Genomic DNA, 10,912 nt, shown 5'->3' on the forward strand with positions numbered 1-10,912 from the left:
AAGCGCTATTAGCAGAGCTTAAGAAACGCGAGCACGCGGTTTTATTCATCGATGAGATTCACACGATTATTGGCGCTGGTTCAGCATCCGGTGGTGTCATGGATGCTTCTAACCTACTTAAGCCATTGTTGAGCTCAGGTGAGGTGCGTTGCATCGGTTCGACGACATTCACCGAATTTCGTGGCATTTTCGAGAAGGACAGCGCGCTTGCACGTCGATTCCAGAAAATTGATGTGAATGAGCCAAATGTTGACGATACCTTCCGGATTTTGAAAGGTTTGAAACCTCAATTTGAGGCGCATCATGATCTGAAATATAGCGATAAAGCACTGCGTGCTGCAGCTGAATTGGCGGATCGTTATATTACCGATCGTCACATGCCAGATAAAGCGATTGATGTGATTGATGAGGCTGGTGCGAGTCAGCGTCTTGTGCATGAAAGCAAGCGTAAGAAGCTGATCAATGTGCAGGCGATTGAGGACGTTGTTGCTAAAATTGCACGCATTCCTCCTCGCAACGTTTCTAGCTCTGATAAAGATAAGCTTAAGAATATCGAGCGGGACTTGAAAATGGTCGTGTTTGGACAGGATTTGGCGATCGAATCTCTTGCAACGGCAATCAAATTGTCACGAGCGGGTTTGAAATCACCAGAGAAACCAGATGGTGCATTCCTGTTTGCTGGTCCAACCGGTGTTGGTAAAACAGAAGTTACTAAGCAGTTGTCGAAGGTAATGGGCGTCGAGCTTGTACGTTTCGATATGTCTGAGTACATGGAGCGTCACACGGTTAGTCGTTTGATTGGTGCACCTCCAGGTTATGTTGGTTACGATCAAGGTGGATTGTTAACGGAAGCTGTTAATAAAAACCCACATTGTATCCTTCTGTTAGATGAGATCGAAAAAGCGCACCCTGAAGTGTTCAACTTGTTACTTCAAGTGATGGATCACGGCACTTTGACTGATAACAACGGACGTAAGACTGACTTCCGTCATGTTGTACTAGTAATGACCACGAACGCAGGCGCGGAGCAGATTAGTCGTCGTTCAATTGGCTTTAGTGAGCAGGATCATACGACAGATGGTATGGAGGCGCTGAATAAGTTGTTTACGCCAGAATTTAGAAACCGTCTGGATAGTATTATTCAATTTGCTCCTTTGGCGCGCGATACTGTTTGCTATGTCGTCGACAAGTTCTTAACGGAACTGCAAGCCCAACTTGATGAAAAACGCGTTGTTTTGCATGTTGATGATGAAGTGAAAGTGTATCTTGCTGAAAAAGGCTACGACGAAAAAATGGGTGCTCGCCCAATGTCACGCTTGATTCAGGAAGAGTTGAAGAAACCGCTTGCCGAGGAAATCTTGTTTGGTCACCTGTCGTCAGGTGGTGACGTGAATGTCAAATATGACAGCAAGAAAGAGCAGGTCGTTTTTGAATATGAAAAAGAAGAAGCTGCATCAGTATAGATGCAGCGTCCGATCTCGATGTAATAAAAAAGGGAGTTAAACTCCCTTTTTTATTTTAACGTGCACGGTATGTGATGCGGCCTTTTGTCAGGTCATAAGGTGTCATTTCCACCTTAACCTTGTCACCTGTAAGAATACGGATATAGTTCTTGCGCATTTTTCCAGAAATGTGAGCAGTCACAACGTGACCATTTTCTAGTTCTACGCGAAACATTGTGTTCGGCAAGGTATCTACGATTGTACCTTCCATTTCAATGACATCTTCTTTCGCCATTAAAGCGTAACCTCATTTGAGCTATTAATAGCGCCTGAGGCGCTTATTGTGGAGGTCTTTTGGTTGACCCCCGCCTAAAAAAGCGACATTTTGCCTGAAACTCGCGCGATTCGCAAAATCAGTTTCGTGCTTTTACATTTACTTATACTTTTCACTGATAGCTTGCAGTTCTTCAATCGTAAGCCAGCGTTCATCAATACGTGTTTGGAATGGTTTAAAAGCCGTTTTATACGACATTTTTCTGCATTCTTTAATGAAATATCCTAGGTATACATACGGTAGATTACGTTTTTTGGCCTCAAGCAATTGCCACAAGATGGCATAGGTACCAATGCTTAGATGTTCGACATCTGGATCGAAGAATGTATAGATGGCAGATAGCCCATCATCTAATTCGTCCACGACCGCAATGCCAAGCAGTTGGCCTTCTAGTGTAAATTCTACAAAGCGAGTGCAGTCGCGTCCGTCGACTAGAAACGATCGATACTGCTCTCGGCTAGCCGGATACATATCTCCATCTACGTGGCGTGCATTAATATACTTTTCGTACAGTAAATAATGATCTTCATGAAAATCTGCACTCAAGCTTTGGGCTTGAATGCCTTGCGCATTTTTTAAAACGCGTTTTTGGCTGCGACTAGGTTTGAACTCGTTTGCGAGTACTCTGACAGGAATGCATGCATTGCACTGTAAGCAGTGGGGACGGTAATAATGACTACCGCTTCGACGAAACCCTAATTCAGAGAGCTGTTTATATACATTGTTACTGATGTTTGCGTTGGGGTCAGCAAACATCGTGGTCGCCTTTGCGCCGGGTAGATAGCTACAGTCATGCTCTGGTGTGGCATAAAAAACCATAGTTTCGAGATGGCTCATTGGGTGCCTCAGCTTGCTAGTATTTGATCAAGAATATCTTCATCAAAGCGCCAAGATAACGCTTCCTTGTGTTTCATTCCGTGTTGTATTTTTTCCATAAATACATCTCGTGGGATGAGTTCTGCACCAAGAGAGAGTAGGTGTTCATTCTCAATTTGGCAATCAATCAAGGGGAAGTTCCAGTTTCTTGCTTGAGTGCACAATGCAGCAAAAGCAATTTTTGACGCATTACTCTTTAACGAAAACATAGACTCACCAAAAAATGTGCGGCCAAAACTTAACCCATAGAGTCCACCAACAAGTAGGTCATTCCACCACACTTCAATAGAGTGAGCGATGCCGCGTTCGGCTAGGTTTAGGTAGGCGTATTTCATTTCTTCGGTAATCCAGCCTCCAGAATGTTCTTCACCTCGAGCGCAATGATCGATTACTTCTTTGAAGCTTTGATCAAAGCTTACGCTGAAGCCGCCTTTTCTAATCGCTTTCTTAAGTGATCTGGATATGTGTACGTGATTAGGAAATATCACACAGCGTGGATCTGGGCTCCACCATAGGAGGGGTTGGTCATCGCTAGACCAAGGGAAAATACCGTTACGGTAAGCTTGTATTAGGCGCTCTTCGCTAAGATCGCCGCCAGCGGCTAGCAATCCATTTGGATCGTCTAAAGCTGAGTCGACGGAAGGGAAGTTATCCTGAGGGTTTAGCCAAGGGAGTAAGCTCATAACTTAGGCCGAATTATTCTTTAATTCTAAAGTATAGATAAACAATTCGGCCTTTTAATAGTTTTAAACGGACCTAACTTACTCGAGATCGTCCAGATACTTTTCAGCATCAAGTGCTGCCATACAGCCGAAGCCAGCAGACGTAATAGCTTGACGATATACTTGGTCGGTCACATCGCCGGCAGCGAATACGCCAGGAATGCTCGTAGCTGTAACGCCGCCATTAAGGCCAGACTTAATAGTGAGGTAGCCATTGTCCATTTCAAGCTGACCGTCGAATAGATCTGTGTTTGGTTTGTGTCCAATCGCGATGAATACGCCGGTTAGATCGATTTCTTTGGTTTCGCCTGTTTCCGTTGACTTGATACGAACGCCGGTAACGCCAGCATCATCACCAAGAACTTCATCAAGAGTATGGTTCCATTCGAAACGAATATTGCCATTCTCAGCTTTGTCGCGAATCTTGTCTTGCAATATCTTTTCTGAGCGCAAGGTGTCACGACGGTGAATCAAAATTACTTCTTTCGCGATATTAGAAAGATAGAGAGCCTCTTCTACAGCTGTATTACCGCCACCAACAACACATACCGTTTGATTGCGATAGAAGAAACCATCACAGGTTGCACATGCACTGACACCACGGCCAGAAAATGCTTCTTCTGATTCGAGGCCAAGATATTGAGCAGATGCGCCTGTCGCAATAATCAATGCATCACAGGTGTATTCGCCTGAATCACCGCTAAGGCGAAATGGTTTTTGACTCAAATCAGCTTTGTTGATGTGGTCAAACACAATCTCGGTATCAAAACGCTCGGCGTGAGCTTGCATGCGTGCCATTAAGTCCGGACCTTGCAAGCCTTCCACATCACCAGGCCAGTTATCTACTTCAGTCGTTTGGGTTAATTGGCCGCCCGCTTGGATGCCAGTAATTACAACTGGGTTCAAGTTGGCGCGCGCTCCATAAACGGCGGCTGTATAGCCAGCAGGGCCTGATCCTAAGATCAATAATTTTGCATGTTTTGCTTCGCTCATGAGGTACCTCAATACTGAATTCAAATTGGTTCTGGTGCATGAGGAGTAATTTCATGCACTGTTAAAAACGATGCCCTATATATAAGGACGAACTAGAAAATATCTACCGAATTTAAGATTTTATTACTAATTTTTTGCGATTGGCTGTGGGAATGGGGCATCCGGTGATCACAAATATATGGAAATACGTCCTGAATATCGTCTGGGATGACCGTTTCTCGATGATTTAAAAACGCCCAAGCGCGTGCTGCAGCAATCAGAGAAAGGTTGGCGCGAGGTGATAACCCGTGCTGGCGTTCTAGTTCTCGGCTAAATTTAGCTAAACGGAATACATAGTCGATTACTTTATCTGGGACTTGAATCGACTGACTCATTTCTTGAAGAGCAATAACCTGTTCTTCATTTAATAGTGGGCTTACGGATTCCAATAATGTAGTTCTGCTTTTACCTGTCAGAAGTGCCTTTTCATCCTCCTCACTTGGGTAGCCTAGGCTGATACGCATCATGAACCGGTCCAGTTGTGATTCTGGGAGAGGGTAAGTCCCAGATTGTTCAACAGGATTTTGTGTGGCGATTAGGACAAAAGGGCTGGCCAAATCGCGGGTCCGTCCATCGATTGATACGCGCTTTTCTTCCATCGCTTCAAGCATGGCGCTTTGAGTTTTTGGTGGAGCACGATTAATTTCGTCCGCTAGTACGATATTGCTAAAAATCGGACCTCGTTGAAAAAGCAGCTTGCCGGAATTTTTGTCAAAAATATTGCCCCCAATAATGTCAGCAGGGAGCATGTCGCTTGTAAATTGTGCGCGCTTATATTTTAAGCCGAGCGTTCTTGCTAATGCGTGGCTTAAGGTTGTTTTGCCCATGCCAGGAATATCTTCAATGAGAAGATGCCCCTGCGCTAACACACAACACAGCGCAAGCTTTGTTTCTTTCTCTTTGCCTAATATGATTTGATTAAGTTGTGCGAGGCTTTGGTCGATTAGAGTCTTTGCAATATGAGGATCTATGTTGGGCATGGTGCTGCGTGTTTCTTCAAAATTGATGTATTCATTAAAGCAAATGCTTGAAGTCTTTGCTCTTTTTTTGATGGAATAAAGTGCATTGCAGGGCAGTAACTATTGCCTGTACCCATCATGTGATTTAATGCTGTCATGAAAAATTGGTATCCCGCACTCATTGGTTATCGTTATACGTCTGTAAAACGAAGTAACCACTTTATATCGTTTATATCGCTCATATCGATGCTTGGTTTGATTATCGGCGTTGCCTTGTTGATTACCGTTCTTTCGGTAATGAATGGCTTCGATCGAGAGCTCAGAACGCGCATATTGGGAATGGTTCCTCACGCTGTTATTAAACCCTATGCCACGATGCAAGATTGGCAGAGCGTTGACGAATTAGTGACTGCGCATCCTAAAGTAGTCTCTGCCGCTCCTTTTATTCAAATCAAAGGTATGTTGAGTGCTTCGGGTCTTGTTCAAGGAGCGCAATTGAATGGCGTGTTGCCAGAAGAGGAGAAAACGGTCTCGATTATTGAGAACCACATGGTGCAAGGTAGTCTGGACGATCTTCAAAGCGGGGAATTTCGAATAGTTCTGGGCGATATGCTTGCACGACAATTGCGTGTGCAAAAAGGGGATCGCGTTACTGTCGTATTACCTGAAGCTTCGTTAACGCCGGCAGGTGTTTTTCCTCGGCTAAAGCGTTTTACGGTTAGTGGTATTTTTCGTGTTGGTGCCGACTTAGATGGGCAGCTTGCTCTGATCCATCTAGAAGATGCTGCGAAAGTCATGCGTATGCAGGGATACGTAAATGGTATTCGGCTCAAGATGGACAACTTATTCGATGCGCCATATGTATCAAGGCAGTTGGCGAGTAGTTTGGATGAGGCGTATTACAGTATCGATTGGACGCTTACTCACGGTAATTTATTCTCAGCCATTAAAATGGAAAAAACCTTGATTGGGCTCTTGTTGATGGTGATCGTAGCGGTTGCTGCGTTCAATATTATTTCGACCTTAGTTATGGTCGTCACAGACAAAACGGCAGACATTGCCATTCTGCGGACAATAGGCGCGAGTCCTCGTGCAATTATGGGAATCTTTATCGTTCAGGGTGCGTATATCGGTGTTGTTGGAACGATAGTTGGAACCATATTAGGTGTCTTGTTGGCTTCAAACGTGTCAGAAATTATTGCCTTTGTTGAAGGCGTGCTGCAAATGCAGTTTTTGAATCCAGACGTCTATTTCATTAGTGATCTTCCCTCCGAATTACGTTGGACTGATGTCAGTGTGATTACAGGTTCTGCATTGAGCTTAAGTTTATTGGCCACACTTTATCCTGCATGGCGCGCGTCAAAAGTGAAACCAGCGGAGGCACTTCGCTATGAGTAATGAGATCGTCATTCAGGCGTCTAGCCTGAGTAAACGTTATAGCGATGGTAAGAGCGAGCTTTGTATTTTTGAGAATCTCGATTTTCAACTTTCTGTCAGTGAAACTGTCGGTATAGTCGGGACTTCCGGGGCAGGAAAAACAACCTTGTTAAATATACTTGGTGGTTTAGATTCGCCAAGTGCTGGTGATGTGGTTCTTTGCGGACAAAATTTATCACAAGCGAAAGAAAAACAAATTACGAAGTTACGAAATCAACAGCTTGGCTTTGTATATCAATTTCATCACCTTTTGGCGGAATTTACGGCGCAAGAAAATGCCGCAATGCCATTAATTATTGCTGGTATGTCTAATCGCGAAGCAATGAGTAAAGCGGCTGATTTACTTGAACGAGTTGGTTTAAAAGAACGCTTGGGACATAAACCTGCTGAACTTTCTGGAGGGGAACGTCAGCGCGTAGCCATTGCACGTGCGCTTGTTAACTCGCCACGAGTTGTCATGATGGACGAGCCTACTGGTAATCTAGATGCCGAGACTGCGGAATCTATTCAAGCTTTGATGCTTACTTTGCGACAAGAGATAGGGACTAGTTTTGCCGTCGTGACGCACGATATGGCGCTCGCCCAAAAAATGGATCGAACACTTGTGTTAGAGCGAGGTGGATTAGTTGAACGTTAAGCCTGTTCTCGACGCGCTTTTCGTTCAGTCCATCTTTTCTTTACGTTTCTCTTCCAAAGCCAGCCAACAATGAAGTAGCTAGCGAAGCCTCCGATAATTCCACAAATCACTGCTCCCAAATATAAAGGCACGCCAACTGTGTAAAGGCGTTCTGAGAGCCACTCCCAAGTCAGTTCATACTCAAAACCAAGCGGTGGCATTTGCAGAACCCAAGCGCCTACAAGGTATTCGAAATAGAAGATCGGAGGCATTGTGATGGGGTTGCTAAACCATACTGTTGCTACGGAGAGCGGTAAGTTTGCATTGAGCCAGACTGCGACAAATGCCGCAGCAACCATCTGAAAGGGCATAGGCATGCAGCCCCAGAAAAAACCGATAGCGATTGCTTTCGTTACGCTGTGACGATTCATGTGCCACAGGTTTGGTTCATGAATGACATCGCCCAAGAAACGAAGAGACTTATTGTCTTTAATGGTATCTGGATTAGGGAGATACTTTTTTAGTAAATCTTTTGGCATGATGTAATTCTTGTCAGCGAGCGTCTAAACCTGATATTCGCATGGCTTGTAAAACCGCACATGGATCGCGCGGGCATCTTATCTCACGGAAGAGACAATGTATCTAATTTTATCCGCCTTTTGTGTTGGCGCGATGCTGGTGCATTTTAGTGTACCTATTTTTAATGCGTTAATATTTTTTACGTTTCTGTTTGTAGCACTCTGTGTCATTCGTCACGCTTGTCATACTCACTCTGATTTAACCAATCGTCGCTTAATTGTGCTGAGTCTCGGTTCGGCCATTGCGTGTTGTGTTGCTTATACCTATGCGCAGTACGAAGTGGCTCAACATTCGGCTCAACGTGTATCCGTGAACGAAACTGGGAATGAGGTGCTGTTGCAGGGATATCTCTGCGGCCTGCCTCGCTATAGCCAATATGGTTTCTCTATTCCCTACTGTTCTGATACCGGCAAATTCCATGTCTCAGCGAGCTATGACTTTTCTAATCTATTAAATACGCAGTGCTCTTCGATTCAAGTAACGCTGAAATCCCCAAAGTTTAGCTATAACCCTTGGGTTGGGAGTTATGAAAGGCATTTGTTTTATGAGCGCGTTGTTGGCTTTGCAAAGGTAAATCGCGTTGTCGAGCGCGATTGTCATTCGACCGAGTGGAAGTCAGGCCGCTTGACTCAGTTAAGGTTGCGGATCTATGAGCATTTGGCGCAACTTTTAGATGGTTATGAACATAAAGGTTTGGTTATTGCGCTTGTTCTAGGGCATCGTGCCGACATATCAATCGACGAAAATCAGGCACTGCAAGACAGCGGGACGCAGCATCTTATGGCGATCTCCGGTCTACATGTCGGCTTAGTATGCTTTGGTTTGCTCGCCATAATGTTGCGACTTAATTTGGCTCGGTTTGCTTTACCTATCGTGGCCATAATGGGGTTGTTTTACATCGCTTTAGTTGGTTTGTCGCCGTCTGCACAGCGCGCTTACGTGATGGTCTTAATAGGTATGCTAGTCATTCTTGGTCGCATTCCAGCGAATACCTTTCAAGCATGGATGCTTGCTTTGTTCGTGGTGTTAGCGCTTGACCCATTATCTCCACTCAGTGTGGGGTTTTGGTTTTCATTTGGTGCCGTGGCGGCGTTGTTGTTCATCTATTCATTCATTCCGCGACTGGTTACGCTGCCTAGCTTGCTTCAGCTTTGTGTTGTTCAAATTATCTTGTTCTTATTTGTCTGGCTTGCGCAGATGAATTTTGGGTTGTCGAACTCCTTATTTAGCTTAGCGGGGAATTTAATAGCGATCCCATGGGTGTCCTTAGTTGTGCTTCCTTCGGTCTTAATTTTAAGTCTGCTAAGTGTGTTTTTTTACGACTTGGCAAATCATGGCTTCTTTATTGTGGATGTGATTTTGGACTTTCTGCTCGCTTTTCTTGCTTCAGGAGAACAGCTTTCGCAAAGCTCAGGACTAAAACTGCAGCATCCAATAATGCAATGTTTGTTTATTTTGTTGCTGATAATGTCGGTTGTGTTGATCGGAGTATCTAAGTGGCTGGGCGGCAGTCTTTTGCTGTTTTTATATCTGTTTTTATTCTCGGAGAACGAGCCCGAAAAATCTAAATTGTTGGAACGATATCGTCTCTCGGTGCTTGATGTTGGTCAGGGACTTTCCATTGTCATGCAATCACCTAGCCTCACAATAGTGTATGACACGGGGCCTAGTTATGAACGTTACTCGTCGGCTCGGCATGTGCTTCGACCGTATTTCATCAAGTATGGTTTAAACGAACTCGATTTATTAGTGGTAAGTCATGGAGATGCAGATCATGCCGGCGATAGCGACTGGGTTGTTAAGACCTTAAGGCCGCGAGAAATCGTAAGTGGTGAGCCTGATAGACTCAAAACTAAGACAAACACAGAGAGTTGTCTTGTCGGGCAAACGTGGGGCGCTTCTAATATTAGTGTCGAAGTGCTTTGGCCCCTCGATGTATCTGGTTTGTCAAAAAATAGCAACGCGCGCTCTTGTGTTCTCAAGGTGACTTTCTACGATACGTCGTTTTTGTTAATGGGGGATATAGAAGGGGAAGAAGAGTTTGATTTTGTTCGTCACTACTACGAAAACAATAAAATAGATCTTCTAGATGCAGACGTTCTTATTGCGGGGCATCACGGTGCATTTAAGGCGAGCAATCATGCTTTCTTGAAGCATGTTCAACCTGGATATGTCGTTTTTTCTGCTGGCTATGCAAACCGATTTAATCATCCGCATGCGAGCGTATTGGAAAGGATAAATTCTCACGCAGCAAATCCATTGATTACTTATGAAAGCGGAGCCATTTTTTTCGATGTCACTGATCGAGGACTTAGTGTTACAAGGACAAGAAGTGATGCAAATAACTATTGGCTCCTACCTTAATTCACAGATTTCTGAAACGTTACCAATTGAATAGGGGGGCAGACTTCTCAAACACTGGGTTTATGATAAAGTACCGACATTCGGCACTGTTGCTGTTATAAAAAAATTAAAGCGGCCTCGCTTCTTAGGAGAACCTCTGTGTTAGATCTATTAAAGCCCGGTGGGATTATTATGTTCCCGCTATTGCTTTGTTCTGTTTTAGCCTTAGCAATTATTATTGAACGATTCTGGACTTTACGTGCTAATCGCCTCGCTCCGAAAGCGCTTGTTAATGATTTGTGGGGCTGGATTAAACGCAAAGAATTAGACTCTAAAAAGCTTCGTGAATTGAAAGAAGCTGCGCCGATCGGCCGAATTTTAGCTGCGGGTCTAGTGAATGCGAAACATGGCCGCGAAGTCATGAAAGAAAGCATTCAAGAAGAAGCGAGCCATGTCGTGCATGAAATGGAACGTTTCTTAACGGGTCTTGGTACTGTAGCTGTGATCACGCCCCTACTTGGTTTGTTAGGAACCGTTATCGGTATGATCAAGGTTTTTGCTCAATTGCAATT

At 44.4% G+C, this 10,912-nt stretch carries 12 protein-coding genes; 5 read left to right on the forward strand and 7 right to left on the reverse strand.

The features are described from left to right. Positions 1 to 1,463: AAA family ATPase (locus tag A3738_RS02420; protein ID WP_156503890.1), on the forward strand; the 1,463-nt coding region annotated here is incomplete at its 5' end. Positions 1,464 to 1,518: 55 nt separating this feature from the next. Here the strand turns inward: A3738_RS02420 and infA are convergent. From infA to A3738_RS29760, 6 genes are all read right to left on the reverse strand, one after another. Then, positions 1,519 to 1,737 carry a translation initiation factor IF-1 gene (gene infA / locus A3738_RS02425; RefSeq protein ID WP_068476485.1) on the reverse strand — a complete coding sequence of 73 codons (219 nt, stop codon included), beginning with the start codon at positions 1,735 to 1,737 and terminating at the stop codon, positions 1,519 to 1,521. A gap of 138 nt (positions 1,738 to 1,875) precedes the next feature. Then, complete coding sequence (locus A3738_RS02430; protein WP_068476483.1) at positions 1,876 to 2,613, reverse strand: arginyltransferase; 738 nt, start codon at positions 2,611 to 2,613, stop codon at positions 1,876 to 1,878. A gap of 8 nt (positions 2,614 to 2,621) precedes the next feature. After that, positions 2,622 to 3,335 carry a leucyl/phenylalanyl-tRNA--protein transferase gene (aat, locus tag A3738_RS02435; RefSeq protein WP_068476481.1) on the reverse strand — a complete coding sequence of 238 codons (714 nt, stop codon included), beginning with the start codon at positions 3,333 to 3,335 and terminating at the stop codon, positions 2,622 to 2,624. Between the two features lie 78 nt (positions 3,336 to 3,413). Continuing rightward, complete coding sequence (trxB, locus tag A3738_RS02440; RefSeq protein ID WP_068476479.1) at positions 3,414 to 4,367, reverse strand: thioredoxin-disulfide reductase; 954 nt, start codon at positions 4,365 to 4,367, stop codon at positions 3,414 to 3,416. Positions 4,368 to 4,459: 92 nt separating this feature from the next. Further along, entirely contained in the window at positions 4,460 to 5,386 is a 927-nt protein-coding gene (locus A3738_RS02445) for a MoxR family ATPase (RefSeq protein WP_068476477.1), read from the reverse strand. Continuing rightward, positions 5,374 to 5,523: a hypothetical protein gene (locus tag A3738_RS29760; protein WP_156502389.1), complete on the reverse strand. Its 150-nt coding sequence runs from the start codon at positions 5,521 to 5,523 to the stop codon at positions 5,374 to 5,376. Before A3738_RS29760 ends, A3738_RS02445 begins: the two co-directional genes overlap by 13 nt. On the opposite strand from A3738_RS29760, the gene A3738_RS02450 reads away from it, so the two are divergent. Next, positions 5,522 to 6,763, forward strand: coding sequence for a lipoprotein-releasing ABC transporter permease subunit (locus tag A3738_RS02450; protein WP_068476475.1), 1,242 nt, complete (start codon positions 5,522 to 5,524; stop codon positions 6,761 to 6,763). The two genes, A3738_RS29760 and A3738_RS02450, sit on opposite strands and share 2 nt — an antisense overlap. Beyond that, a complete protein-coding gene (locus tag A3738_RS02455) occupies positions 6,756 to 7,439 on the forward strand; it encodes an ABC transporter ATP-binding protein (protein WP_068502689.1) in 684 nt (227 codons plus the stop codon). The genes A3738_RS02450 and A3738_RS02455 overlap by 8 nt, the downstream gene beginning before the upstream one ends. On the opposite strand, the gene A3738_RS02460 is transcribed toward A3738_RS02455, so the two are convergent. Next, the gene (locus A3738_RS02460) at positions 7,436 to 7,957 is read right to left on the reverse strand and encodes a DUF2062 domain-containing protein (protein ID WP_068476471.1); all 522 of its coding nucleotides are present in this window, start codon (positions 7,955 to 7,957) and stop codon (positions 7,436 to 7,438) included. The two genes, A3738_RS02455 and A3738_RS02460, sit on opposite strands and share 4 nt — an antisense overlap. Before the next feature lie 97 nt (positions 7,958 to 8,054). Between A3738_RS02460 and A3738_RS02465 the strand changes: the two genes are divergently transcribed. Both A3738_RS02465 and A3738_RS02470 read left to right on the forward strand, forming a co-directional pair. Next, positions 8,055 to 10,361: a DNA internalization-related competence protein ComEC/Rec2 gene (locus A3738_RS02465; protein WP_068476470.1), complete on the forward strand. Its 2,307-nt coding sequence runs from the start codon at positions 8,055 to 8,057 to the stop codon at positions 10,359 to 10,361. 138 nt (positions 10,362 to 10,499) lie between these two features. Continuing rightward, positions 10,500 to 10,912 (forward strand): MotA/TolQ/ExbB proton channel family protein (locus A3738_RS02470; protein WP_197473526.1); only part of this gene is annotated, 413 nt, incomplete at its 3' end.

The sequence above is a fragment of the Oleiphilus sp. HI0066 genome (genome assembly GCF_001635725.1).

Excerpts from the sequence above, each read along its gene's own strand:
- infA (WP_068476485.1), bottom strand. The coding sequence starts at position 1,737 with ATGGCGAAAGAAGATGTCATTGAAATGGAAGGTACAATCGTAGATACC.
- A3738_RS02460 (WP_068476471.1), bottom strand. The coding sequence starts at position 7,957 with ATGCCAAAAGATTTACTAAAAAAGTATCTCCCTAATCCAGATACCATT.
- A3738_RS02445 (WP_068476477.1), bottom strand. The coding sequence starts at position 5,386 with ATGCCCAACATAGATCCTCATATTGCAAAGACTCTAATCGACCAAAGC.
- A3738_RS02455 (WP_068502689.1), top strand. The coding sequence starts at position 6,756 with ATGAGTAATGAGATCGTCATTCAGGCGTCTAGCCTGAGTAAACGTTAT.
- trxB (WP_068476479.1), bottom strand. The coding sequence starts at position 4,367 with ATGAGCGAAGCAAAACATGCAAAATTATTGATCTTAGGATCAGGCCCT.
- A3738_RS02465 (WP_068476470.1), top strand. The coding sequence starts at position 8,055 with ATGTATCTAATTTTATCCGCCTTTTGTGTTGGCGCGATGCTGGTGCAT.
- aat (WP_068476481.1), bottom strand. The coding sequence starts at position 3,335 with ATGAGCTTACTCCCTTGGCTAAACCCTCAGGATAACTTCCCTTCCGTC.
- A3738_RS02430 (WP_068476483.1), bottom strand. The coding sequence starts at position 2,613 with ATGAGCCATCTCGAAACTATGGTTTTTTATGCCACACCAGAGCATGAC.
- A3738_RS02450 (WP_068476475.1), top strand. The coding sequence starts at position 5,522 with ATGAAAAATTGGTATCCCGCACTCATTGGTTATCGTTATACGTCTGTA.
- A3738_RS29760 (WP_156502389.1), bottom strand. The coding sequence starts at position 5,523 with ATGACAGCATTAAATCACATGATGGGTACAGGCAATAGTTACTGCCCT.